At 34.3% G+C, this 26,908-nt stretch carries 21 protein-coding genes, 2 tRNA genes, 1 rRNA gene, 1 other RNA gene and 1 pseudogene; all 26 read left to right on the top strand.

Going from position 1 to position 26,908, the window contains the following annotated elements; translation table 11 throughout:
- The 26 genes and pseudogenes from ruvB to ACZ446_RS09300 all read left to right on the top strand — a co-directional run bounded on the left by ruvB (position 1) and on the right by ACZ446_RS09300 (position 26,886).
- Positions 1–1,008, top strand: coding sequence for a Holliday junction branch migration DNA helicase RuvB (ruvB, locus tag ACZ446_RS09425; RefSeq protein WP_464392310.1), 1,008 nt, complete (start codon positions 1–3; stop codon positions 1,006–1,008).
- Positions 1,009–1,048: 40 nt separating this feature from the next.
- The gene (gene queA, locus ACZ446_RS09420; RefSeq protein ID WP_464392309.1) at positions 1,049–2,092 is read left to right on the top strand and encodes a tRNA preQ1(34) S-adenosylmethionine ribosyltransferase-isomerase QueA; all 1,044 of its coding nucleotides are present in this window, start codon (positions 1,049–1,051) and stop codon (positions 2,090–2,092) included.
- 1 nt (position 2,093) lies between these two features.
- On the top strand, positions 2,094–3,206 hold the full coding sequence (gene tgt / locus ACZ446_RS09415) for a tRNA guanosine(34) transglycosylase Tgt (protein WP_464392308.1): 1,113 nt from the start codon (positions 2,094–2,096) through the stop codon (positions 3,204–3,206).
- Between the two features lie 106 nt (positions 3,207–3,312).
- On the top strand, positions 3,313–3,621 hold the full coding sequence (gene yajC / locus ACZ446_RS09410; protein ID WP_464392307.1) for a preprotein translocase subunit YajC: 309 nt from the start codon (positions 3,313–3,315) through the stop codon (positions 3,619–3,621).
- Between the two features lie 33 nt (positions 3,622–3,654).
- Positions 3,655–4,200, top strand: a complete 546-nt coding sequence (gene lepB / locus ACZ446_RS09405; protein ID WP_464392306.1) for a signal peptidase I — start codon at positions 3,655–3,657, stop codon at positions 4,198–4,200.
- Positions 4,201–4,229: 29 nt separating this feature from the next.
- The gene (secD, locus tag ACZ446_RS09400; RefSeq protein ID WP_464392305.1) at positions 4,230–5,438 is read left to right on the top strand and encodes a protein translocase subunit SecD; all 1,209 of its coding nucleotides are present in this window, start codon (positions 4,230–4,232) and stop codon (positions 5,436–5,438) included.
- Positions 5,439–5,442: 4 nt separating this feature from the next.
- The gene (gene secF / locus ACZ446_RS09395; protein WP_464392304.1) at positions 5,443–6,303 is read left to right on the top strand and encodes a protein translocase subunit SecF; all 861 of its coding nucleotides are present in this window, start codon (positions 5,443–5,445) and stop codon (positions 6,301–6,303) included.
- Positions 6,304–6,382: 79 nt separating this feature from the next.
- Positions 6,383–8,047, top strand: coding sequence for an AarF/UbiB family protein (locus ACZ446_RS09390; protein ID WP_464392303.1), 1,665 nt, complete (start codon positions 6,383–6,385; stop codon positions 8,045–8,047).
- Positions 8,048–8,072: 25 nt separating this feature from the next.
- Positions 8,073–10,292, top strand: a complete 2,220-nt coding sequence (gene recJ / locus ACZ446_RS09385; RefSeq protein ID WP_464392302.1) for a single-stranded-DNA-specific exonuclease RecJ — start codon at positions 8,073–8,075, stop codon at positions 10,290–10,292.
- Positions 10,282–10,794 carry an adenine phosphoribosyltransferase gene (locus ACZ446_RS09380; protein WP_464392301.1) on the top strand — a complete coding sequence of 171 codons (513 nt, stop codon included), beginning with the start codon at positions 10,282–10,284 and terminating at the stop codon, positions 10,792–10,794. The genes recJ and ACZ446_RS09380 overlap by 11 nt, the downstream gene beginning before the upstream one ends.
- A gap of 38 nt (positions 10,795–10,832) precedes the next feature.
- The gene (locus tag ACZ446_RS09375) at positions 10,833–12,980 is read left to right on the top strand and encodes a RelA/SpoT family protein (RefSeq protein WP_464392300.1); all 2,148 of its coding nucleotides are present in this window, start codon (positions 10,833–10,835) and stop codon (positions 12,978–12,980) included.
- A gap of 17 nt (positions 12,981–12,997) precedes the next feature.
- Complete coding sequence (dtd, locus tag ACZ446_RS09370; RefSeq protein WP_464392299.1) at positions 12,998–13,447, top strand: D-aminoacyl-tRNA deacylase; 450 nt, start codon at positions 12,998–13,000, stop codon at positions 13,445–13,447.
- Positions 13,448–13,467: 20 nt separating this feature from the next.
- Positions 13,468–14,094, top strand: a complete 627-nt coding sequence (locus tag ACZ446_RS09365; RefSeq protein WP_464392298.1) for an MBL fold metallo-hydrolase — start codon at positions 13,468–13,470, stop codon at positions 14,092–14,094.
- Between the two features lie 101 nt (positions 14,095–14,195).
- The gene (locus ACZ446_RS09360; RefSeq protein WP_464392297.1) at positions 14,196–15,464 is read left to right on the top strand and encodes a SurA N-terminal domain-containing protein; all 1,269 of its coding nucleotides are present in this window, start codon (positions 14,196–14,198) and stop codon (positions 15,462–15,464) included.
- Positions 15,465–15,593: 129 nt separating this feature from the next.
- Positions 15,594–16,867 (top strand): annotated as a pseudogene (gene hisS, locus ACZ446_RS09355) (histidine--tRNA ligase).
- Position 16,868: 1 nt separating this feature from the next.
- The gene (aspS, locus tag ACZ446_RS09350) at positions 16,869–18,644 is read left to right on the top strand and encodes an aspartate--tRNA ligase (protein ID WP_464392296.1); all 1,776 of its coding nucleotides are present in this window, start codon (positions 16,869–16,871) and stop codon (positions 18,642–18,644) included.
- A gap of 68 nt (positions 18,645–18,712) precedes the next feature.
- Positions 18,713–18,886, top strand: a non-coding RNA gene (gene ssrS, locus ACZ446_RS09345) — 6S RNA.
- Positions 18,887–19,054: 168 nt separating this feature from the next.
- Entirely contained in the window at positions 19,055–19,630 is a 576-nt protein-coding gene (locus ACZ446_RS09340; protein ID WP_464392295.1) for a 5-formyltetrahydrofolate cyclo-ligase, read from the top strand.
- A 13-nt stretch (positions 19,631–19,643) separates the two neighbouring features.
- Positions 19,644–20,984, top strand: a complete 1,341-nt coding sequence (locus ACZ446_RS09335; protein WP_464392294.1) for a replication-associated recombination protein A — start codon at positions 19,644–19,646, stop codon at positions 20,982–20,984.
- On the top strand, positions 20,984–21,619 hold the full coding sequence (locus ACZ446_RS09330; RefSeq protein WP_464392293.1) for an IMPACT family protein: 636 nt from the start codon (positions 20,984–20,986) through the stop codon (positions 21,617–21,619). The genes ACZ446_RS09335 and ACZ446_RS09330 overlap by 1 nt, the downstream gene beginning before the upstream one ends.
- 99 nt (positions 21,620–21,718) lie before the next feature.
- A complete protein-coding gene (locus ACZ446_RS09325) occupies positions 21,719–22,177 on the top strand; it encodes an RrF2 family transcriptional regulator (protein ID WP_464392292.1) in 459 nt (152 codons plus the stop codon).
- The gene (locus tag ACZ446_RS09320; protein WP_464392291.1) at positions 22,178–23,329 is read left to right on the top strand and encodes a cysteine desulfurase family protein; all 1,152 of its coding nucleotides are present in this window, start codon (positions 22,178–22,180) and stop codon (positions 23,327–23,329) included. It abuts the gene before it with no gap.
- A gap of 27 nt (positions 23,330–23,356) precedes the next feature.
- A complete protein-coding gene (gene mnmA / locus ACZ446_RS09315; RefSeq protein ID WP_464392290.1) occupies positions 23,357–24,439 on the top strand; it encodes a tRNA 2-thiouridine(34) synthase MnmA in 1,083 nt (360 codons plus the stop codon).
- A 502-nt stretch (positions 24,440–24,941) separates the two neighbouring features.
- A 16S ribosomal RNA gene (locus ACZ446_RS09310) occupies positions 24,942–26,491 on the top strand.
- Positions 26,492–26,688: 197 nt separating this feature from the next.
- Positions 26,689–26,765, top strand: a tRNA-Ile gene (locus ACZ446_RS09305).
- Between the two features lie 45 nt (positions 26,766–26,810).
- Positions 26,811–26,886, top strand: a tRNA-Ala gene (locus tag ACZ446_RS09300).
- Positions 26,887–26,908: the final 22 nt, after the last annotated feature.

Genomic DNA, 26,908 nt, shown 5'->3' with positions numbered 1-26,908 from the left:
ATGGAAAATGAAAGACGAGTTGTTTCTCCAAAAAAGAAAAAAGATGATAATTCTGTTGATAAAGGTTTAAGACCATTAAGTTTAGGTGAATATATTGGCCAGAATAAAACAAAAGAAAAATTAAAGATTTTTATTCAGGCTGCTCGAGGCAGAAAAGAGGCTCTTGACCATGTCATGCTTTACGGTCCTCCAGGGCTTGGTAAGACCACTCTTGCAAATATAATAGCAAATGAGTTAAATGTTAATATTCATCAAACTTCTGGCCCGGCAATTGAAAGGCCTGGAGATTTAGCTTCGATATTAACTAATTTACAGCCAAGCGATGTGTTATTTATAGATGAAATCCACAGATTAAATAAAATGGTAGAAGAGGTTTTATATCCAGCAATGGAAGATTACTGTTTGGATATAATAATTGGAAAGGGTCCAAGTGCTCGTTCAGTAAGGCTTGACCTGGCTCCCTTCACCCTGGTTGGAGCTACAACTAAAGCCGGTAGACTTAGCTCACCACTTAGAGATAGGTTTGGAGTTATAAATCGTTTGGAATTTTATAAACAGGAAGAGCTGCAGGAAATAGTCACTAGATCTGCTGATATTTTAAATGTTGATATTGTATCACATGGGGCTTTAGAAATTGCCCGCCGCTCACGTGGTACCCCTAGAATCGCTAATCGGCTCTTAAAGAGAGTCAGGGACTTTGCAGAAGTTAAAGCAGATGGTATAATTAATAGGGAAGTTGTTGATTCAGCTTTAAAACTACTAGAAATTGATGAGCTGGGACTGGATAGAATTGATCACAAATTATTAAAGACTATAATGTTGAAATTCAGGGGCGGTCCTGTAGGTTTAAATACTTTAGCTGCTGCTATTAGTGAAGAAACAGAAACAATAGAAGATGTTTATGAACCATACCTTCTGCAGCTTGGATTTTTAGAAAGAACTCCAAGAGGTAGAGTAGCAACTACAAAGGCTTATCAACATTTAGATATTAAGCAAAACTCAGAATAAAAATCAAGAAAAAGTTAATGTTTTTGGAGGTTATTTTCAAATGAAAGTAGAGGAATTTGATTATCATCTTCCGGAAGAATTAATAGCACAAAATCCTCTTCCGAAAAGAGATGAATCGAGATTGATGGTTTTAAATCCCAGGCAGAATAAAATAAAAGAAAACATTTTTAAGAATTTAAAGGAATATTTAGAACCGGGTGATATGATTATTATGAACAACAGCCGGGTTATTCCAGCAAGATTATATGGGGCTAAAGTTCCAACAGGTACAGAAATTGAACTTTTATTATTAAACGAATTAGCCGAAGGCCGATGGGAGGTTTTAGTCAGACCTGGTCGTAGAGCTAAAAAAGGTGTTAAAATAAATTTCAATGACATTTTGAAAGCTGAGGTTGTTGAATATACTGATTTTGGTGGTAGAATTGTTGAATTCAGCTGGGATCAGGATAATTATGATTTTGAAGAAGTTTTAAACCAGCTTGGCGAAATGCCTCTCCCCCCATATATTAATGAGAAATTAGATGATCCTGAGCGTTATCAAACTGTTTACAGTCAAAAGAAAGGATCAGCTGCTGCTCCTACAGCAGGTCTGCATTTTACCAAAAATTTATTGAAAGAACTGCAGGAGTATGGTGTTATTTTAGATTATATAACACTTCATGTAGGTTTGGGAACATTTAGACCTGTAAAAAGTGAAGAAATAGAAGATCATGAAATGCATGAAGAATATGCGGAAATATCTGCTGAAACGGCTGCTAAAATAAAAGAGGTTAAGGCTAGAGGTAATAAGATAATTGCAGTCGGTACTACAGTTACCAGAACTTTAGAATCAGCTGCTCAAACTGGAGATTTAAGTGAATATAAAGGTTGGACAGATATTTTTATCTATCCAGGTTATGAGTTTAAGGTAATTGATTCTTTAATTACTAATTTTCATTTACCCAAATCAACTTTATTGATGCTTGTTTCAGCTTTAGCAGGTAAAGATTTTATCTTGTCAGCTTATAAAAAAGCTGTTGAAGATAAATATAGATTTTTTAGTCTTGGAGATGCAATGTTGATCTTAAACAGGAAGGAAGATTAGTTTGTTTGATTTTAAGTTAATTAAAGAAAATAAGAAATCAGAGGCGAGATTGGGTGAAATCACAACAGACCATGGAAAAATTGAAACACCAATTTTTATGCCAGTTGGAACTCAGGCGACAGTAAAAGCAATGTCTTCCAGAGAATTAAAAGAAATTGGTTCACAGATTATACTTGGTAACACATATCATCTTTATTTAAGACCAGGTGATGATTTAATTGCTAAGGCTGGTGGTCTGCATAAATTTATGAATTGGGACCGTCCAATTCTAACTGATAGTGGAGGGTTTCAGGTTTTTTCACTGGCAAACCTAAGAGAAATTGAAGAAGAAGGTGTTTATTTCCAATCACATCTAGATGGTTCAAAACATTTTATTTCTCCTGAAAAATCAATGCAGATTCAGCAGAATTTGGGATCTGATATTGTAATGGCTTTTGACGAATGTCCGCCTTACCCAGCTGAAAAAGAATATGTAGAAAACTCTTTAAATAGAACTCTTCGTTGGGCAGAAAGATGCAAAAAAGAAATGGAAGATGCAGAAGGACAGGCATTATTTGGTATAATCCAGGGCGGTGTTTATCCAGAACTGAGAAAACAGAGTGTTGAAGAAACAACAAAGTTTGATTTTCCAGGTTATTCAATTGGCGGTTTAAGTGTGGGAGAACCTAAATCAGAAATGTATAAGATGTTAGATCACACAACCCCTTTAATGCCTAAAAATAAACCGCGTTACTTAATGGGAGTGGGAACTCCAGAAGATTTACTTGAAGGGATTTACCACGGTATAGATATGTTCGACTGTGTTATGCCGACTAGAATTGCCAGGCATGGACAAATATTTACCCATGCTGGCAGAAAAACAATTAGAAACGCAACTTATAAAGAAGATTTCACCCCTTTAGATTCAGAATGTGACTGTCATGTTTGTCAAAACTACAGCCGTGGTTATGTGAGGCATTTACTTAAAAGAAATGAGATTTTAGGAGTAAGGCTAACTACTTATCATAATTTATATTTCATGCTAAAATTTTCAGAAGAAATAAGAGATGCAATTAGTAATGATAGTTTCATTGATTTTAGAGAAGAGTTTTATAGTAAATATGAACTAAAATAAATATTATTTACATTTTTTTAAAATAATATTTAGCTTTTAGCAGGAATATCATATTTATTGTTGAAATAGTTATGAGAGAAAAAAATTAATTAGGAGAGGATAGTAAATGGAATATTTATACGCAATTTTACCATGGGTCTTAATTTTCGGTATTTTTTGGTTCTTTTTAATTAGACCTCAACAGAAACAGAAAAAAGAACATCAGAACATGTTAGATAATTTAGCAATTGGTGATAAGATAGTTACTATTGGTGGTATTAAAGGTAAGATTATTAAAATCAATGATAACAATGTTAGAATTAGGGTTTCTTCTAATGTTGATATTGATTTTATAAAGAATGCTATTTCTAGAGTAGAAGAAAAAAGCAGCAGCAAAAAAGAAGAGATTACAGAAAAAAATGAGAATGACAAATAATAACTGATTAGCTGAGAACTGGGGGAAAATAATGTGAAAAATGCAGTCAAAGAATTTTTGCAATCTTTAGTAATAGCTGGAATACTGGCCTTCTTTATTATTACATTTGTTGCCCAGTCATTTGTAGTAGATGGAAGGTCAATGGCTAACACTCTTCAGGATGGTGAAAGGTTATTTGTTAATAAGTTTATTTATAGATTTCATCCACCTGAAAGAGGGGATATTATAGTTTTTGCTCCTAAAGGATCACCAGACCAAAAATATATTAAAAGAGTGATTGGTAAACCAGGTGACACTGTCTATATTAAAGATGGTACTACCTATGTGAATGGTGAGGCTTTAGAAGAAGAATATTTACCGGAAAGAATGATTGGAGATTTTGGTCCTTATGAGGTGCCAGAAGAAAGAGTTTTTGTATTAGGTGATAATCGAAATCACAGTGCTGACAGTAGATTTGGTAGTATTGTTGGCTTTGTAGAATATGATGATATTTCAGGGAAGGCTTTCTGGGTTTACTGGCCTTTAACTGAAATGCGGGTGATAGATCATCAGGAATACAGTTTATCATTTGAAAATTAATTGTTTATTGTTAGGAGGACATTTATTTAATGAGGTATAAACAAAAAAGAAGAATTAAGTTAATTATTATTTTAGCAATAATGGCCTTTGCTGCATTTTTATACTTTCAGCATGGTATTAATTTAGGACTTGATTTACAGGGGGGAGCCCATATAGTTTTACAGGCTCAGCCAACAGAAGAAAGAGAAATTAACGATACAGTTATGACAGGTATTCAAAGTGTTATTGAACGCAGAGTTAATCAGTTAGGATTAAGTGAGCCTTTAATCCAGAGGCAGGGTAGTGACAGGATTATTGTTGAACTGCCTGCAGTAGATAGCCCTAATGAGGCGATTGAAACAATAGGTAGAACTGCAATGTTAACCTTTAAAAACTCTGCTGGAGAGGTTTTGATGACCGGAGAAGCTGTCAAAGATGCCCGAGCTGATCATGATCAGTATGGTAGGCCTGTAATTGCTTTTACTTTGACAGACGAGGGGTCTGATGAGTTTGCTGATATTACAAGCCGCTACATAGGTAAAAAGATTGGTATTTACCTTGATAATGAACAGCTGACTAATCCAACTGTTCAAGCTGTAATTGAAGAAAGAGGTCAAATTACCGGTTATGAAACAATACAGGCTGCAGAAGAAGATGCAATTTTGATTAGAGAAGGTGCATTACCTGTACCTGTTGATGTAATTGAGACTAGAACAGTAGGGCCTACTTTAGGTTCGATTTCTATTCAAAAAAGTATTAGAGCTGGACTAATTGGTCTGCTCTTAGTTGCAATTTATATGGTTATCTATTATAGATTTCCTGGTGTTTTAGCGGCTGTAATTCTAGCAATCTATGGTTTGATATTAATGGGAACGATGGCTGGTCTGCAGGCTACTTTAACTTTACCAGGTATTGCTGGTTTGATTCTTTCTATAGGTATGGCAGTTGATGCGAATATCATTATTTTTGAAAGAATAAAAGATGAGCTAAAATCTGGAAAGACACTTAGAGCTTCAATTGACGCAGGTTTTAAGAGAGCTTATACAACTATCATTGATGCTAATGTAACTACTATTATGACTGCTCTTATTCTGGCCTATTTTACTAGTGGTACAGTTAGAGGTTTTGCTGTGACACTTGGTATAGGTATTATTGTCAGTATGTTTACTGCTTTCTTTGTTACAAGAAATGTAATTGATATTTTTGCAGGCAGTAAATTATTACGTGAAAATAAATCTTTCGGGGTCAGAAAGGGGTAATAAAGTGGATATTTTAGGAAAAAGAAAATTGTGGTATACAATTTCTATAACAGTTATTGTAATCGGTTTAGCATTTTTAATGATAAATGGTTTAAATTTAGGAATTGACTTTAATGGTGGAACATTAATGGAATTTAGTTTTGCTGAGAATGTTAGCTCAGAGGATGTAAGAGCTGTTTTGGAAAGAATAGAAATAGCAGAAGACAGCAAAATTCAGCAGTCTGAGGCTGCTGGCGAACATGGAGTAATTATTAGAGCTAAGACTTTAGAATCTGAAGAGATTGTTGCTTTAGATAATGCAATTAGAGATGAATTTGAATCCGCAGAAATGTTGAGAACAGAAATGGTTGGGCCAACTATTGGTAGAGAATTAAGAATTAATGCTTTGCTGGCAATGATTGCAGCTTCAATCGCCATAGTTGCTTATATCAGTTTCCGTTTTGAATTTAGATTTGCGGTTGTTTCTATTATTACTTTAATGCATGATGTTTTAATAACTCTAGGTATTTTCGCTATTTTAGGTCGAGAAGTTAACACACCTTTTGTAGCAGCATTATTAACTATAGTGGGTTATTCTATTAATGATACTATTGTTATTTTTGATAGAATTAGAGAAAATATGAAACTAAAGCATAAGGCTCCATTTATAGAACAGGCAAACACTGCAGTTGTTGATACACTACCAAGATCAATTAACACTTCGATAACTACATTAATTACTATCTTAGCTATTTATTTCTTTGGAGGAGCTTCAATTCAAACATTTATGTTAGCTCTCTTTATTGGTATGTTTGCTGGTACCTATTCTTCAATTTTTGTTGCCAGCCCTTTATTAGTTACCTGGCAGAAGAAAATCAGTAGATAATAATTAGAAATTTATTTAGACTATAAAACCCCTCCTTAAGCTTGGAGGGGTTTCTATCTTTAAAAAAGGCTGTGATAAAATGGATATGAACTTACCCAAACATTATAGGCACTTTCAGCGTTACAGTGAGATTGCACAAATTCTTGTTAAAAATGGGCTTGGTTTTATAATTTCTCAGCTAGAATTGAATAAATACTTACCATTTAGAAAGAGAATAAACACGGTAGAAAGACCTACAGGAAAAATGCTTGCTGTTAAAATAAGAGAAGTTCTGCAGGAATTAGGTCCTGCTTATATAAAATTGGGACAGCTGCTGAGTACAAGAGCAGACGTTTTCCCACCAACTTTTATTGCAGAGATGAGAAAACTTCAGGATAAAGTCCCTGCTGAAGATTTTGAGATTATAGAAGAATTTTTAAAAAATGAGTTGGGTTCCAAATATGAAGAAGAAATAATAAAAATTGAAAAAGAAGCCGAAGCTGCTGCTTCAATTGGACAGACTCATAAGATAACGCTTAAAAATAATAGGTCTGCTATTATGAAAGTAAAAAGACCTGGGATTGACAAAAAGATTAATGTAGATGTTGAAATAATGGAAAGTCTTGCTAAACAGGCGGCTGAAAGAAATTTATTTAACTCCATTATTAGACCGGTAGAAATTATTAAAGAATTTAAAAGAACGATTAAAGATGAGTTAAATTTTAAAGGAGAAATGGCAAATATCATTCGCTTTCGCAGTGATTTTGCTGATAATCCTTACATTACAGCGCCCAAAGTGTTTTCTGAACTTTCTACTGTTAATGTTTTAATTATGGAAGAGATCAAAGGGACTAAATTGCGGGATATTGATCAGAGTCACCCTCACAACAAGTTTATTGCAGAACTTGGAGCAAAGGCTCTAATGAGGCAGGTTTTAATTAATGGGTTTTTTCATGCTGATCCGCATCCGGGCAATATTTTTATTACAGGTGACAAAACAATAGCGTATGTCGATTTTGGTATGGTTGGACGAATTACCGAAGAAGATAGAGATTTAATGGCATTACTTTTTTATGCTTTAGTTAACAAAAAAATAAATGTTTTGATGGATGTAATTTTAATATTAGGTGAAAAGCCGGATAATTTTAACAGAAGACGGTTTCAACTTGATATGGAAAAAATACTTGATAGATATTATGGCAGTGACCTATCAAATATTGAAATTAAAGCTGTATTTGAAGATTTACAATATTTTATTTATGAACATCAGATCAGAATGCCTCAAGACTTCTTTCTTCTTTTTAGAGCAATAGCTGTTAGCGAAGGAGTTGGGCAGGATTTGGATCCTGATTTCAATGTTGTAGAAGTTGGAAAAGAGTTCATTGATGAAATTTTAGATGATCGGCTACAGCTGGATAAAATAGTTTCTAGATTTGGATCTGAAATTTGGAAATTTGGTCGCAAAAAATATGAATTAAATAAACAGCTTAAATCAGTTTTAAGTAAATTAGTTGAAGATGATTTTACAATCAATTTTAGGCATACTAATTTAGAAAACTTAATTTCAAGACTTGATATTATCTCAAATCGTTTATCAATGAGTTTAATAATTGCTTCTTTGATAATTGGATCAACCTTATTAATTCAGACAAATATGGAGCCGCGTATTTTTAATATTCCCCTGCTTGGCTTTATTGGTTATTCATTTGCAGGTGTTTTAGGATTATTACTTGTTATTTCAATTTTTAGATCAGGAAAATACTAAATTAATATAATATTGGTGATATTTAATGGAGAAAATTTGGGAATTGAATTCTTATTTGGAAGATGAAAAACTAAATATAGATCAACTTTTGGCTGACAGAGGTATTAAAACAAAAAAAGAAAAAGAAATATATTTAAGCTCTAGTTTAAAATATTTAAGTGACCCTTTTTTATTACCTGGAATGAAAAAGGCAGTTAAAAGAATAAAAAAAGCAGTAGAAAATAAGGAAAAAGTTTTAGTCTATGGAGATTATGATGTTGATGGAATAACTTCGACAGCAGTTTTATTTAGATTTTTCAAAAAGGAGTATAATCTTGAGCTAAATTATTATCTACCGGATAGGATAAAGGATGGATATGGATTAAATATTAAAGCTTTAGAAAAAATAGTCAAAGAAAATATTGATTTAATTATAACTGTTGATTGCGGAATTACAGCTTTTAAAGAGGCTGAATATCTTTCAGAAGCAGGGGTGGATTTAATAATTACTGATCACCATACGCCTTCAAAAAAGTTACCTAAAGCTGAAGCGGTAATTAACCACCATCTTGTTGATGAAGAAGAATATTTTGCCTCAGAAATTGCAGGGGTAGGAACTGCTTATAAGTTAGTTCAAGCTCTAAATCCAGCAGCAGTCAAAGAAATCAATGAGGAATTGCTGCCAATTACTGCCTTAGGAACAGTTGCTGATATTGCTCCCTTAAAAAATGAAAACAGAATACTTGTTAAAAATGGTCTGGAAATGATCATAGAAGATAAAGTTCTTGGTTTAAAAATTTTAATTGAAAAATTAAAGCTAAAAAAACAAAATCTAAGTGCAGGACAAATAGGCTTTATTATTGCCCCGCCTCTGAATGCTGCTGGTAGGATTGATGATGCACAAGAAGCATTAAAACTTTTAATTAGTGAAGACCTGGGAGAAGTAAAAAGGATTGCTGAAAAGTTAATAAAAACTAATAAGAAACGACAGCAGCAGGAGGAAAAAATTTATCAGGCAGCAGAAAGAAAGATCGAAAATATTGATTTAGAAAGAGAAAAGTCAATAATATTAGCTGATGCAAACTGGCACTCGGGAATAATTGGGATAGTAGCTTCAAGGTTATTAGAGAAGTATAACTTACCTGTTATTTTATTTGCAGTCGATGAAAAAAAATCAACTGCAAAGGGATCAGCACGAAGTATTTCGTCTTTAAATATTTATCAAGCATTAAAACACTGCCAGTCTGAAATAATTGATTTTGGGGGGCACAAAGCAGCGGCAGGACTTAGTGTTAAGCTTGAGCAGATTAATAACTTTAAAAATAAGTTTAAAGAATATCTCTTGACAAATTTAGCTGAAGAAGAATTTCTAAAAAGAAAAAGAATTGATCTAAATTATGACGTTTCAAAGCTTGACCAGGATATTATATCAACTTTAGATCAATTTAAGCCTTTTGGAGTGGCAAATCCAGCTCCTAAATTTCTTTTTCAAAATCTAGAAAGTAAAAAGTGTTACCAAATGGGAAAAGATAATAAACATCTTAAAATCTATTTAAAAAATGGAGTGGAGGCTGTAGGATTTAATTTAGGTGATCAAGTAGACCAGATTGCTTCTGGTAGCTTTGATTTAATAGCTCAACCTGAAATTAATCGCTGGCGTGGTAAAGAAAGTATTCAGGTGAAAGTTGATGATTATCGGCTAACAGACAATCCTAACGCAGCCTTAGTATTTAAAAAAAATGACTATTATTTTTATGATTTCAGAAACAGTGGTGATAAGAAGCTAAATTTGAACAAACTTCTTTCTAATAAAGCTGTTAGAAAGGCTGCCGTTTATATTAATCATAAAAAAAAGAAGGTATATTTTAAGAAAAAATTTAAAAACCATTACTTTTTTGGCAGCAGCTATAATTTCAATAATACTTTTTCCCATTTGATTTTTTATTCGCTTCCTTTTTCTTTTAAACAATTTACTGAAATAATCAATAACTATCAGCTTAAATGCAGCAAAAAAATGACTAAAGTTATATTTGTTTTTGGAAATTCAGATATTAAGTACAATTCGAAAGTAATAGAATTTCTTAAGCAGCAGGAGCAGTCAGCAAGTCCCAAAAATGAATTGGACTTTAAAGGCTCAGTACGATATAATAAATTATCCAGGCGAATGGATAATTTTATGGAATTTAAAGATTTAGCTTTCCAAAAAAATCTTTTTGACCTGATTGCAAATGTATCTAATTTTAAGGAGGATAAAAATGAATCTTAGTGACAAAATAAGAAGCATCCCCGATTTCCCCAAGGAAGGAATTTTATTTAAAGATATTACACCTCTATTGAGGGATAAGGAGGCACTTAAAGAAGCCATAGAAAAAATGGCGGATATGTTTAGAGATTATGAGATTGATTATGTGGTAGGAATTGAAGCTCGAGGATTTTTGGTTGGTACACCTCTGGCAATAGAACTTGACAAGGGGTTTATTCCAATTAGAAAACCGGGTAAATTACCACATGAAGTATTAAAAAAATCATATGAACTGGAATATGGAAAGAATGAAATTGAAATACATAAAGATGCAGTTAATCAAGGTGATAAGATTTTAATTGTAGATGATTTGCTTGCTACAGGAGGAACTACACTTGCTGCAACAGAAATGATAGAAGAACTAGGTGGAGAAGTTGTTGGTTGTGCATTTTTATTAGAACTTGATGCACTTGACGGTAGGGAAGTTTTAAAAGATTATGAGGTTAAGTCACTCTTAATTGAATAATTTTTTGCTTTCAGATAATTAAAGGAGTATAAATATAGATGGAATTAGATACCTTATTAGATAAAATAAAATTATATATGGATGACCCAGATTTAGATATGGTTAGAAAGGCTTATGAATATGCTGAGAGAGCACATAATGAACAGTATCGTGTCTCAGGTGAGCCTTTTGTTGAACACCCACTAGGTGTGGCTATAATTCTTGCTGATTTAGAACTTGATATTGTATCAATAGTTTCATCATTACTGCATGATGTTGTTGAAGATACCGGTATTACCAGTGAAGAAATTGAAAGAGAATTTGGAGAAGAGGTGGCTCATATTGTAGATGGAGTCACAAAACTAACTAGAATGCAGTTTAAGACTAAAGCAGATCAGCAGGCTGAGAGTCTGCGAAAAATGTTTGTAGCTATGGCAGAAGATATTAGGGTTGTATTAATAAAACTTGCTGATAGACTGCATAATATGAGAACTCTTAATTATCTAAAAAAGGAAAAAAGAAAAGAAAAATCTAAAGAAACTCTAGAAATTTATGCTCCACTTGCCCACCGTTTAGGGATGTCTAAACTCAAGTGGGAATTAGAGGATTTAGCTTTTAGATATTTAAAACCTGAAATGTATTATGAAGTTTCACATAAAGTTCAGGCTAATCGTAAACAGCGAGAAAAAGATATTCAAGAGGCTATAGAAACTTTAAAAACAACTTTAAAAAACCATGATATTGAGGCTGAAATTTATGGTCGTCCAAAGCATCTTTACAGTATTTACAACAAAATGAGCCGTAAAGAAGTTGAATTTGATGAAATTTATGATTTAACAGCTGTCAGAGTTTTGGTTGAAAATGTAAAAGAATGTTATGAAGTTCTGGGTATAATCCATGAAATATGGAAGCCTATGCCAGGTAGATTTAAGGATTATATTGCAATGCCTAAATCTAATATGTATCAATCACTTCACACAACAGTTATTGCACCTAACGGGGATCCATTAGAGGTTCAGATTAGAACTTATGAAATGCATAAAACTGCAGAATATGGAATTGCTGCTCACTGGAGATATAAAGAGGGTAAAGTTGGCGATGAAAAATTTGAAGAAAAATTATCCTGGTTAAGAAGACTTTTAGAGTGGCAGAAAGATCTTCAGGAACCCCAGGAATTTATGGAGACGCTGAAAATTGATCTTTTTGAAGATGAAGTTTTTGTGTTCACACCAGAAGGAGATGTTGTCTCCCTTCCCAGAGGTGGTACCCCTGTTGATTTTGCCTATCATATTCACACTGAAGTTGGGCATCGCTGTGTAGGAGCCAAGGTTAATGGTAAAATTGTTCCTTTAGAATACAAGCTTAAAAATAGTGATATAGTAGAAATATTGACCTCTAAAAAAAGTAATGGCCCATCTAGAGACTGGTTGAAATTTGTTAAAACATCTAAAGCTAGAAGTAAAATAAAGCACTGGTTTAAAAAACAGCGCCGAGATGAAATAATAGATAAAGGTCATAGAATTCTAGATGAACATCTTGATAAATATAATATTAATATAAGTGAAAAAGAAAAAGAGAAAGAATTAAAAGAAATAACAAAAGAATTAGGTAGAAAAGATGTTGATGATTTATTAGAAGAGCTTGGTTACAGCAATATTAGTCCGAAACAGGTTGTTAGTAAATTTAAAGATTATGAACCTGAAAAAGATTTAGAAAAGAAACAAACATCCAGTCAGCAAAAATCAACTTCAGTTGATAAAGGTGTATCGGTTAAGGGTATGGAAGATATGCTGGTCAGAATGGCAAAATGCTGTAATCCTGTACCTGGTGATGATATTGTTGGTTATATTACTAGAGGTAGAGGGGTTTCAGTTCATAGATCAGACTGTAAAAATTTAAAAAACCTTGCTGATAGTGAACCAGAAAGAATTATAGAGGTTAGCTGGGAAAGAGGACGGACTGAATCTTATCAGGTTGATCTAAGGATTGATGCAGTAAATAAAAGTGCTCTGCTCAATGATATAACACATATTATTAAAGAAGAAAAAATAAACTTATTATCAGTAATGGCCAGAACTAGTGATCAAAATCGGGCTGTAGTCAACTTATCTTTAGAATTAAGTTCAACAGAGCATATGTATGATATTATGAAAAAAATTGAATCAATATCGGGAGTTCTGAATGTAAGTCGAGCAAAACCGGCTTAAACAAGGAGTGGAAATAAATGCGAGCAGTAGTTCAGCGTGTAAAAAATGCAAAAGTTGAAGTTGATGCTGAAATAACCGGAGAAATTGACTCCGGTTTATTAGTGTTTTTAGGAATTGGTAAAGAGGATAGTCAGGAAGATGCAGATTATCTTTTAGAAAAAATAATTAATTTAAGAATATTTGAAGATGAAGATGATAAATTAAACTTATCAGCTTTAGATTTAAATAAGGATTTAATGCTGGTTTCACAATTTACTCTTTTTGGTGACTGCCGTAAAGGGAGAAGACCAAGTTTTTTTGAGGCTGCACCACCAGCTGAGGCAGAAAAGTTATATAATTATTTTGTAGAAGTGGCTAAAAAGTCAGAACTTAAGATTGAAACTGGTGAATTCCAGGCTATGATGGATGTCAAATTAGTAAATGATGGCCCTGTAACAATTTTAGTTGATAGTAAAAAGAAATTTTAAATTTTAGAATAGGTGAGTATATGGAATTAAAAGAATTTACTGTTGGAGAATTGATGTCAAAATGCTATTTAGTTTCTGAAAATGGAAAAGCAATTATAATTGATCCTGGAGCTGAAGGCGAAAGATTATATAATTATCTTCAGGAAAATAATTTGGTGCTTAAATATGTTATCAATACTCATGGGCACTTTGATCACATAGCTGCAAATCAGTTTCTAAAGGAGAAAACTAGTGCTGAAATATTGGGGCATCCAAAGCTCAATCTTAAACTCAAAGATCCAAAGCTAAACTTATCTGAAATTTTTATGCAGCAAAAAATTAAATCACCAGTTTTAGACAGAGCTTTAAATGATGGTGATATAATAGATTTTGAAAATTTGAAACTAAAGATATTTTATACACCAGGACATAGTAACGACGGTATTTCTATCTATTTGAAAACCAATAAAATTCTTTTTTCTGGTGACTGTATTTTTGCCACAGGAGTTGGAAGAACTGATCTTAGTGACAGCAGTTTTAAGCAGCTTATTAATTCGATAGAAAAGAAATTGTTTTCATTACCTGAGGATACAGTATTTTATCCAGGTCATGGTCCTAAGAGTAATATTGGTTCTTTTAAAAATAGAGTATGGCCTGCAATTAAATAGGTTTGACATCTAATTTTTAATAGGTTAAAATTAAATCGGATTATTTTAATTATTATATATTTTTTATAAAATTTATGACACAAGAGAGGAGAGTGTAAGGTTTGTTTGATACTTTACGCGACAATAGTAGAATTATTGTTTATGTAGTAGTAATTGCTTTTGTAGTTTCCGGAGGATTTATGGGTTATGGTGCTTATTTAAATAATAGAGGTGGAGGCGGACAGTCTCCAAATCAGAACCCTTCAGTGATTGCTGAAGTAAATGGGATTGAAATTTCACAGCAGGAATATTTTACACTTTTACAGCAGCAGGCGCCCCAATCTAATCTAAGCAGCACTCAAATCATTCCATTTAGATATAATATTTTGGATGCTCTTATTGAAAGAAAACTGATTATGGATCAGGCAGAAAAAATGGAAGTTAATGTAGAGGTCTCAGAGTCTGAAGTAGACGAAAATTATCAGAATATTTTAGATCAAAATGAAATGACTGATCAGGATTTGGCTGATGCATTAGCTGAGCAGGGTTATACAATTGGTCAGTTAAGAGAAGATATTAAAGCCAATCTAGAAGAGAGTAAGACTATAACTGAGACTATTAATCAGAGCATTCCAGAAGTTACTGTTAATGATCAAGAAATTCAGGAACTTTATGATCAAAGATATCCTCAGCGTGACACTGATTCGGAAGAATCAACAGTAGAAGCTGATAGAACTGAAACTGAAAGACCAGAATTAGCAGATGTTAAAGCTGATTTAGAAGCTGAAATTAGAAATCAAAAGCGTAATCAGGCTGTTAACAGCTGGTTAGAAGAATTAAAAGCAGCTGCAGAAATAACTATTAATGAGCCGGTTTTAAGTGCTTATCATGCTTTAGAAAATGAAAATTATGATCAAGCTGTAGAAGAGTTTAAAACTTTTGTTGAACAGGAAGAAACTGATGCTATTTTCTATAGTTATTTAGCACAGGCCTATGAGGGTCAGAATGATTACGATAAAGCCGAGCAAACTTACGAAACAGCAGTTGAATCATTCCCTGAAAATAATGATTTAAAATTTAATTTTGCTCAATTTTTAGCTGAACAAGAAAAAAATGATGAAGCAATTGCATTATTAGATGAAGTAGCTGCTGGTGCTGAAGATGATTTTATGACTTATTATCAGCTTTTTATGCTTTACAGCCAGCTCGGAGCTGAAGAAAAAGCTCAATCTGCTATCGAAGAAGTACAAAGAATAAGTCAAAATATGCAGCAAAACCAGGAAGATGTTGAAATTGATACTGAAAATGCTGAAGAAATTCAAGAAGAAGCGGCAGAATTGGAAGAAAATATCGAAGTTGAAACTCCTTTAGAAACAGAAAATAATAATTAAATTTTATTTATATGAGTTGTTATTAAGAACCATTAATCTATCAGTTCACTCTTTAAATGAGTTTGAGCTGATAGATTTTCTAAAAATAAAAGTAAAAAACAAATGAATAAATAGTAGGTGAATTAAAAAATGAAGTTTAATGCTCCAAGAGGAACTAATGATATACTTCCACCAGATACTTTAAAATGGCAGTATGTTGAGAAAAAGACACATGAAATATTTTCAAACTATAATTATCAGGAAATTAGAACACCTATCTTTGAATATACAGAGCTTTTTCAGAGAGGTATCGGCGAAGTAACTGATATTGTGGAAAAAGAAATGTATACTTTTGAAGATAAGGGAGGCAGAAGTATTACTTTAAGACCTGAAGGAACTGCTTCTGTGATTAGGTCATTTCTAGAAAATAAGATTTACGGACAGGCTCAACCAACAAAGTATTATTATATTGGGCCTATGTTCAGGTATGAAAGGCCACAGTCAGGGAGATTTAGACAGTTTCATCAGCTGGGTGTAGAAGCAATAGCTTCTAATGATCCTGCACTTGACGCTGAAATTATCTCTTTAGGTATTAGGCTGCTGCAGGATTTGGTCTGGATAATTTAGAACTCCATTTAAATAGTGTAGGATGTGGAGATTGTAGACCTGCATATGTTGAAAAGTTAAAAAATTATCTTATTAAAAACAAAGATCAATTATGTGATAATTGTCAGAGTAGGATTGAAAGAAATCCTTTAAGAGTTTTAGATTGCAAAAATGATAGCTGTAAAAAAGTAATTGAAGAAGCTCCAAAAATAACTGATAATCTTTGTGAAAGTTGTTCTGATCATTTTGATGAGGTCCAGAATTATTTAGATGTTTTAGATCTTGATTATATAATTAATCCACTTCTGGTGAGAGGTTTAGATTATTACACTAATACAGCTTTTGAAATTAAAGATAATGCTTTAGGTGCTCAGGATACTGTTTTTGGTGGCGGTCGCTATAACGGCCTGGCTGAAGAAATAGGAAATAGAGATCTTCCAGGTATCGGTTTTGCTTTAGGTATTGAACGATTACTGCTTTCACTGGAAGCTAAAGGAATTGAACTGCCTTTAGAATCTGGTGTTGATCTATACATAACAGTAATTGGTAAAAAAGCAAAAGTCGAATCTTTTAAGCTGCTCGATAAACTAAGAAATCAGGGCTTTAAAACTGAAATTGATTATTTAGATAGAAGTGTTGGTTCCCAAATGAAATCAGCCGATAGAATGAATGCTGAATATACAATAATCATTGGAGAAGATGAATTAAATAATAACTCTGCTACAATTCGTAATATGAAAACCGGTAATGAAAAAGAAATTCAATTAAGCAATTTATTAGAGGAAATGAAGCAGCTAGTAGATAAGGAGGAATTATAAAATGGGGGAAACAATAAAAGATTTGAAGAGAACCCACCTTTGTGGAGAAGTAAGAAAAGAAGATAACGAAAAAAAAGTGACTATCATGGGTTGGGTTCAAAAAAGAAGAGATCACGGTGGTGTTATTTTTACCGATATCAGAGATAGAAGTGGTATTGTTCAGGTTGTGTTTAATCCAGATTCAGGAGAAAAATTGTTTCAAAAAGCAGATACCCTTCGTTCAGAATATGTTGTTGCAATTTCTGGTGAGGTTGAACCTCGTCCTACTGGTAATGTTAACCATGAGTTACCAACTGGTGAAGTTGAAATTAAAGCTGAAGAATTAAGAGTTTTAGATGCAGCTAAGACTCCACCAATTCAAATTGAAGATAATATAGATACTGGGGAAGATATTAGATTAAAGTATAGATATTTGGATTTAAGAAGGCCAAAAATGACTAAGATGATTGGCTTGAGGCATAAAATCACCAAAGCTTGTAGAGATTATCTTGATCAGCAGGGCTTTTGGGAAATTGAAACACCAATTTTAACTAAAAGTTCTCCTGAAGGTGCAAGAGATTATTTAGTTCCAAGCAGAGTTAACCCAGGTCAATTTTTTGCACTGCCACAATCTCCTCAAATTTTCAAACAGCTTTTAATGGTCTCAGGTATGGAAAAATATTTTCAAATAGCACGCTGTTTTAGAGATGAAGATTTAAGAGCTAACAGGCAGCCAGAATTTACTCAAATTGATATGGAAATGTCTTTTGTAAATCAGGAAGATGTAATGGAAATTACTGAAGGGTTGATGAAAGACTTATTTGCTATAGGTAATATTGATGTTCCAGCCAAGATCAAAAGAATGTCTTATCAGGAAGCTATGAATCGTTTTGGTTCTGATAAACCTGATTTGCGTTTTGGAATGGAACTTAAAGACTTATCTGAAGTAGTAAAAGATAGTGAATTTAACATATTTAGTGGTACTGTAGCCAGTGGAGGTCAGGTTAAAGGTATTAATTTTAAAGGTGGAGCTGATTCTCCGCGCAGTACAATTGATGATTTTGAAGATTATGTAAAAATGTTTAAAGCTAAAGGCTTAGCCTGGATTGCTTTAAGGGATGACGGTTTGAAATCTCCGATTGCTAAATTCTTAACTGAAGCTGAAATTGAAGCGATAAAAGAGCAGATGAATGCTGAAGCAGGAGATCTTCTTTTAATTGTTGCAGATAACAAATCTATTGTAGCTTCTGCTTTAGGTAATTTGCGCTTAAAAATTGCCAAGGAAAATAATTTGATTCCAGAAGAAGTATATGAATTTGTCTGGATTGTAGACTTCCCATTATTTGAATATGATGAGGAAGAAGATCGTTTAGCTGCAATTCATCATCCATTTACTGCTCCAAAAGAGGCTGATATAGAGAAGTTAGAAAAAGATCCTGCCGCTGTTAGGTCTAAGGCTTATGATTTAGTATTAAATGGAGAAGAGTTAGGCGGAGGAAGTATCAGAATTAATAACCATGAGCTGCAGGAAAAAGTTTTTTCAGCATTATCAATAACTAAAGAACAGCAGCAGGAAAAATTTGGTTATTTGCTGGAGGCTTTTGATTATGGAACTCCACCTCACGGAGGAATTGCCTTTGGACTTGACCGTTTAATGATGATTGTTGGTAGAACAGATTCAATTAGAGATGTAATTGCTTTTCCTAAAACACAAAAGGCAACATCACCTTTAACAAATGCACCTTCAGTTGTTGATAAAAAGCAGCTTCAGGAGTTAGGAATTTCTATCCGTTCTTAGTGAAACTGCAGGCTTTTCTGCTTGCAGCATTAACAAAAATATGTTAATATTATTTATAGAAAAGTAAATATCATCTGCCGTGTTCGACAATGATTAAACATTTTGACCAACACTTAGACATAGGGAGCTTGAGCTCTACCTGCGGCGTAGAAGCCTTAGATGGACCTACAAACCAGGTAGGAGGGCACCCACTTGGCAGACAGGGATCAAAATTCCAAATCAACCGGCACGGCGGATGAACTTTTAGCTAACCTAAATAAGGTTAGCTTTTTTGTTAGCTTATGATATTTAAAAAGCAGCTTGATTTAAATTTTGGTTTAGCGGTTATTTTAGTTTTGCAGTAAGCTATTTTTTCTGCTATTATAGATTTAGAATTAATAAGTAAAATTACTTTTATCCGGGGTGTTTTTATGAACAAAAAAGAACAATTACGAAAAAAGTATTTAAATGAAAGATCAAAAATTTCTTCTGTAAAAGTCAGCAAGTGGAGTAAAAAAATTATAGCAAAATTTTGGGAACTACCTCAGCTAAAAACTGCTAAAAAAGTAATGGCTTATGCTTCTATGAGGAAGGAAATCAAAACTTTTGAACTTTTAGAAGACTTATTGGATCAAGGTTTTTTATTATATTTACCTTATACCCGCAAAGAAGTTATTGATCTTGGAACTGCAAAAATAAATGATTTAAATCAAGATTTAAAAGAAGGGGTTTTTGGTGTTCAAGAACCAATAAAGAGAATTCGAGATGAAGAAATTCCGCCTGATTTGGATATAGTAATTGTCCCAGGAGCTTGTTTTACTTATGAAGGCTATCGGATAGGTTATGGTGGAGGTTATTATGATAGTTTTTTATCTAAACATGCTAATAATTCTCTAAAAGTAGGATTTTCTTATGACTGTTTTATAGTTGATTCTATACCAGTGGAATCACATGATGTACCTGTTGATATAATTATTACTGAAAAAAGGATTATTAATACAAAATAATCGAGGTGAAAATGTGAATCTTTTTGAAAATACTAATGCTAAAAAAGATAATAGTGATCGACCTTTAGCTTATCGAATGCGCCCTCGAGCTTTAGCTGAATTTTATGGACAGGAAGAAATTGTTGGAGAAAATAAGTTATTAAGCAGAGCTATTAAAGCTGATCGACTACAATCTTTAATTTTTTATGGTCCACCGGGTACTGGAAAAACAAGTTTAGCCCAGGTAATTGCTAATCAGACTGAAGCTGAGTTTGTTAAATTAAATGCAGTTACATCTGGAGTTAAGGATATTAGAGAGGTTATAAAGAAAGCTAAATCTAATAGAAATTTATATAATAAAAAAACAATACTTTTTATTGATGAAATTCATCGTTTTAATAAATCACAGCAGGATGCGTTACTTCCTTCAGTTGAAAATGGAACTGTAATTATGATTGGAGCAACTACTGAAAATCCTTATTTTGAAGTCAACTCCCCTCTTTTATCACGCTCTAGAATTTTTCGCTTAGAAAAACTCAATTCAGAACAGATTTTTTCTATTTTGGAAAAATCGTTAGAAGATGCAGAACGAGGTTTGGGCAAACTAAATGTTAATATTTCAGACAAAGATCTCCAGTTCATTGCTGAATTGGCTGATGGAGATGCTCGGGTAGCTTTAAATACGTTGGAATTAGCAGTTTTAACAACTCCAGCGGATGTTGATGGAATAATAAACTTAAATAAGGAAATTATTGAAGATTCGATGCAGAAGAAAATTTTGAATTATGACCGATCTGGTGATAATCATTATGATATTATTTCTGCTTTTATTAAGAGTATGAGAGGTTCAGATCCTGATGCAGCTATTTATTGGTTAGCCCGGATGATAGTTAGTGGAGAAGATCCAAAATTTATTGCTCGTCGAGTGGTTATTCATGCAGCAGAAGATGTTGGGATGGCTGATCCTACAGCCTTAATAATTGCGGAGTCTGCTGCCAGAGCTGTCGAACAAATTGGTTTTCCGGAAGCTAGAATTCCTTTGGCAGAAGCTGTTATATATATTGCCTCTGCTCCTAAAAGCAACTCTGTAGTTAAAGCAATTAATAGTGCTGTAGATTATGTAGAAAATAATAAAGCTGGTAGTGTGCCTCCTCACCTTAAAGACAGCCATTATGCTGGTGCTTCAGATTTAGGACATGGAATTGACTATAAATATCCTCATAGTTATTCAAAAAATTATGTTGAACAAAATTATTTACCAGAAGATATGAAGTCAGTCTCTTTTTACGAACCAGGTAAAATGGGTAGAGAAAAAAAGACAGCTAAGTTTTTAAAATATTTAAGAAATGAAAATGGTAGCGAAGGTGATCATTAATGCCCAATTCTAAAAATAAACCTGCTAAGAATATGGAAGTCAGAAATCAGGTTAAAGACAGCAAATTTTATGGGAGTATTTTTGCTGTAGAAAATAGAGAAGAAGCAGAGCAAAGAATTTCAGAAATAAAGGGTAAATATCCAGATGCTACCCACAATGTTTCTGCCTTTAGAGTTGAAAATGATAAAATTGAGCAGGATCCAATTGAATATTTTGATGATGATGGAGAACCATCTGGATCTTCAGGTCCTCCGATTTTGGAAGCTATCAAAGGGGCAGAACTTATAAACACTGTAATTATAGTAACAAGATATTTTGGTGGTACAAAACTTGGAATTGGTGGTCTAATCAGAGCCTATGGTGATACAGCAAGATTAGCAATTTCAGAAGCAGGAATAGAAAGATTAAATGAATTTTATCAGATAGAGGTTGGAACTTCTTTTGATAAAATTGGCATTGTTTTAGGTCAGTTAGAAGCATTAAAAGCTGATATAAAAAATACAGAATATAATAATCAAGGTGCTGTTGTGAAAGCAGTTATTCCGACAGCTATTAAAGAGAGACTAAAAAATATAATAAAAGAAAAGACAGCAGCCGATTGCAGTTTTAATATAATTAAGAGTATATTCAAATAATCTTGATATTATTGGGAATCCACATTGACAGTGTTTTTATCATATGTTAAAATTAATTGAAAGTTGATTATTGATGTCAAGTTTATATGAGGTGAAAATATGAGAGTATCAACGAAAGGTAGATATGGTTTAAGAGCATTAGTAGATTTAGCCGAACATGATGAAGGCAAGGCAATACCTATTCGCGAAATTTCTGAAAGACAAAATATTTCAGAGCAGTATTTAGAACAATTATTTGCTACATTAAGGAAAGCAAAATTAGTTAAAAGTGTACGAGGAGCTCATGGTGGTTATATGTTAAATCATGATCCAGAAGATATTACGGTTGCTCAAATTATTACAACCTTGGAAGGACCTATTGCTCCAGTTGATTGTGTTATAGAAGACGATTTTTGTAATTATGTTGATAAATGTGTTATCCATGGTTTATGGTCAGAATTAGCAGATGCAATCAATGGTGTTATTGAAAATATGACTCTTGCTGATTTAAGAGATAAAGCTATTCAGGAAAAGCAGAGAGAAGAGAAATTTAATAAAGAAAAGTTAGAGGCAAAATAGATGAAGGACATTTATTTTGATCATGCTGCAACAACTCCGGCAGCTGAAGAAGTTATTGAAGTAATGAAGCCCTTTTATAATCAAATTTATGCAAATCCTGCAAGTTCACATCTTTCTGGACAAAAGGCAGCTGCAGCCCTAGAGGATGCTAGAGAATCAGTTGCTGAGTTAATCGGAGCTAAAAAAGCTGAGGAAATTGTTTTTACTGCTGGAGGGACAGAGGCAGATAATCTTGCTTTAAAAGGTATAGCAATGGCTAATCTTGAAAAAGGAAAGCATATTATAACTTCTGCAGTCGAACATCATGCTGTTTTAAAAAGCTGTGAATATTTAGAAAAGCATTTAGGATTTGAAATAACTTATCTTGATGTTGATCAGGAAGGTTTTGTCGCCCCACAGAAATTAAAGGATAATATTAGAGATGATACAATTTTAATTTCTGTGATGTCAGCTAATAATGAGATAGGTACAATACAGCCGATAAAGGAATTAGCTGCTGTTGCTAAAGAAAATAATATTATTTTTCATACAGATGCTGTACAAGTACCTGGTCAGTTAAATATAGAGGTAAATGATTTGGGTGTGGATTTGCTCTCTCTTTCAGCACATAAATTTAATGGGCCAAAAGGTATTGGGGCTCTTTTTGTACGTAAAGGAATAGAATTAGTACCTCAAATTTCTGGGGGGAGCCAGGAAAGAAAAAGACGCGCTGGGACAGCTAATTTAACTGCTGCTGTTGGTATGGGTAAGGCAGCTGAGATTGTTTCTAGTAATTTAGATAAAAAAATAGCTAAACTATCTTCACTCCAAGATTATTTTATTAAAGAGCTATTTTCTAATTTCAATGATATAAAATTAAATGGTCCTCGTAAGCAGCGCCTGCCGTCAAATGTAAATATATCTTTTAAAAACTTAGATGCAGAATCAATATTGTTTAATTTAAGTTTAAATAATATTGCTGCAGCAACAGGTTCAGCCTGTGCATCTGGTTCTTTAAGTGTTTCACATGTATTAAAGGCGATTGGATTAAAAAAAGAATATGCTAAAAGTGCTATTAGATTTTCATTCGGGATTTCCAATAGCAAAGAAGAGATTGATTATGTTGTCCAAAAATTAAAAGAAATTATTGAAAGATTGAAGTCACTACAATAAGAATAAATTTTATAAGGGTGTAAATTAATGAAAAAAGTAATGATTGCAATGAGTGGTGGTGTTGATAGTTCTGTTGCCGCTGCATTATTAAAAGAAGAAGGTTATGAAGTAATAGGTGGAACTATGCATATTTTTCCTGACTATGAAGAGGCTACTGATCGTGAAGATCACTGCTGTTCTTATTCTGCGGTTAGAGATGCAAAAAGAGTAGCCCAAAAGCTAGATATTCCTCATTTTGTGTTTAATTTGCAGGAAGAGTTTCAGGACAAGGTTATTGACTACTTTGTTGATGAATACAGTAGAGGTAGAACACCAAATCCTTGTGTGATGTGTAATAAAGAAATAAAATTTGAAGCTCTGCATAGGAAAGCAATAGAAATTGGTTGTGATTATATTGCCAGTGGTCATTATGCAAAGATCAAAAAGAAAAACGGTCGTTATATTCTTGAAAAAGGTTTAGATGAGAATAAAGATCAAAGCTATATGCTTTATGTTTTAAATCAAGAACAGCTAAGTCAGACTCTTTTTCCTTTAAGTGAATATACAAAAGATGAGATTAGAGCAAAGGCAAAGGAATTAGGATTTGAAATTCACGATAAGGCAGAAAGCCAGGAAATCTGCTTTGTACCAGATGATGATTATGTAAGGTTTTTAGATACTAATTATCCTGAAATTTCAAAAGAAGGACCTATTCTAGATAGTGATGGTAATCAGGTAGGAACTCATGATGGTTTATCTCATTATACAATTGGGCAGAGAAGAGGTTTGGGTATTTCAATGGGTTATCCCATCTATGTTACAGAACTGGATTATGAAAATAATGCTGTAATAGTAGGCAAAGATGATGCCGTATTTAGTGATGGTTTGATTGCTGAAGATATTAATTTTATTCCTTTTGAAGATATTGATGGTCGTATGGAAGTGGAAGCCCAGATCAGATATAATAGCTATCCAGTCAAAGCTTATATTGAAAAAATAGATGAAAATAATTTGAAAGTTAAATTTGAAGAGTCCCAAAGAGCTGTTACACCAGGACAGTCAGTTGTTTTTTATCTTGGGGATCTGGTTCTTGGTGGAGGAATTATCAAAAAAAGTTTTAAAATCTCTTGACAAAGTTAAAAAGCCTTGATAAGATAATAAACGTCGCACAGAAAGTAAGTTCTTTTCTAGAGCTGAAAAAATCAAGGCTTTCAAAATTTTTTCTAAAAAGTTCTTGACAAAGTGAGGCACAGTTGATAAGATATTAAATGTCGCTGATAAAAAACGCGGCAGGAAATATAGAAGAAAACATTATCTCTAAATAAGAATAAATATAATATCGGCGCCGCCCTCAATGGGCAAGTCCGAAAATATCAATTTGTTCTATAAAAGAGATTTTGTGCGAAGGGGTCAATCCCCGAGCAAGGCACCATCCATTTTGTTTATGGAAGAAGGTGCAGGTGACGCAGTCGATCTGCTAACGCAAAATCGACAATGCGTTATGGAAAGAAGATTTTGTGAACCTTGAAAATTAAACAGCAAGCCAACGTTAATATACTTTGAGTGTTAAAACTTAAAAGTAATTATTAGTTTAAAGCTTATATTAAATAATATGAGCCAAATTCAAATTCTTTATACGGAGAGTTTGATCCTGGCTCAGGACGAACGCTGGCGGCGTGCTTAACACATGCAAGTCGAACGGTCTACCTCGACAGAAACCTTCGGGTTGAAGACGAGATCTAGATAGTGGCGGACGGGTGAGTAACACGTGAATAATCTGTCCTCAAGTCTGGGATAACCTGGCGAAAGTCGGGCTAATCCGAGGTAAGCTGAGAGTGTGGCATCACACAATCAGAAAAGGTGCTTTGGCATCGTTTGAGGAGGAGTTCGCGGTAGATTAGCTAGCTGGTGAGGTAACGGCTCACCAGGGCAACAATCTATAGCTGGTCTGAGAGGACGATCAGTCACACTGGAACTGAGACACGGTCCAGACTCCTACGGGAGGCAGCAGTGGGGAATCTTCCACAATGGGCGAAAGCCTGATGGAGCAACGCCGCGTGAGTGAAGAAGGTCTTAGGATTGTAAAGCTCTGTCCTTAGGGAAGAACCGTGGATGTAGTTAATGACATCCACCTGACGGTACCTTTGGAGGAAGCACTGGCTAACTACGTGCCAGCAGCCGCGGTAATACGTAGAGTGCAAGCGTTGTCCGGAATTATTGGGCGTAAAGGGTACGCAGGCGGATAATCAAGTCAAGCGTGAAAGGTGTCGGCTTAACCGACAGACTGCGTTTGAAACTGATTATCTTGAGTGTAACAGAGGAGAGTGGAATTCCTAGTGTAGTGGTGAAATACGTAGATATTAGGAAGAACACCAGTGGCGAAGGCGACTCTCTGGGTTAACACTGACGCTGAGGTACGAAAGCTGGGGGAGCGAACGGGATTAGATACCCCGGTAGTCCCAGCCGTAAACGATGGATACTAGGTGTTGGAGGTTCGAATCCTTCAGTGCCGGAGTTAACGCATTAAGTATCCCGCCTGGGGATTACGATCGCAAGATTGAAACTCAAAGGAATTGACGGGGGCCCGCACAAGCGGTGGAGCATGTGGTTTAATTCGAAGCAACGCGAAGAACCTTACCGAGAATTGACATCCCGTGACCATCTATGAGAGTAGAGTATAGCACTTTGTGCTACACGGAGACAGGTGGTGCATGGCTGTCGTCAGCTCGTGTCGTGAGATGTTGGGTTAAGTCCCGCAACGAGCGCAACCCCTGTTCTTAGTTGCCAGCGAGTAATGTCGGGGACTCTAAGAAGACTGCCGGTGAAAGTCGGAGGAAGGTGGGGATGACGTCAAGTCCTCATGCCCTTTATATCTCGGGCTACACACGTGCTACAATGGCTGATACAGAGGGGAGCAAAGCTGCGAAGTGGAGCAAATCCTTTAAAATCAGTCCCAGTTCGGATTGCAGGCTGCAACTCGCCTGTATGAAGTTGGAATCGCTAGTAATCGCAGGTCAGCATACTGCGGTGAATACGTTCCCGGGCCTTGTACACACCGCCCGTCACACCAATCGAGTTGGATGCACCAGAAGTCATCTGCGGATGCCAAAGGTGTGTCCGGTAAGAGGGGTGAAGTCGTAACAAGGTAGCCGTACCGGAAGGTGCGGCTGGATCACCTCCTTTCTAAGGAGAGAACGTGAGCTTGCTGTTTAATTTTGAAGGTTTTTCACTAAATTTTCTTTAATATACAAAAAGGATAATTTAGCATTCGGGCATTGAGCCCGTCATCATACCTTCTATAAATAATATACTTAATAAAATAATATGAAAATAAAATAAATCCTGAACAGTTGGGGTTTATATTTATTTAAAAAGCGAATGGGCCTATAGCTCAGTTGGTCAGAGCGCACGCCTGATAAGCGTGAGGTCAGTAGTTCAAATCTACTTAGGCCCACCATTTTCTATCCTTTTAACACATGCATGGATAGCAATTGGGAGATATGGGGGTATAGCTCAGCTGGGAGAGCGCCTGCCTTGCAAGCAGGAGGTCAGCGGTTCGAATCCGCTTACCTCCACCATTCAAGATTTTATTAATATTAG

Source organism: Halanaerobium sehlinense (assembly GCF_055379485.1).
This window is presented reverse-complemented; position numbering and strand designations above follow the sequence as displayed.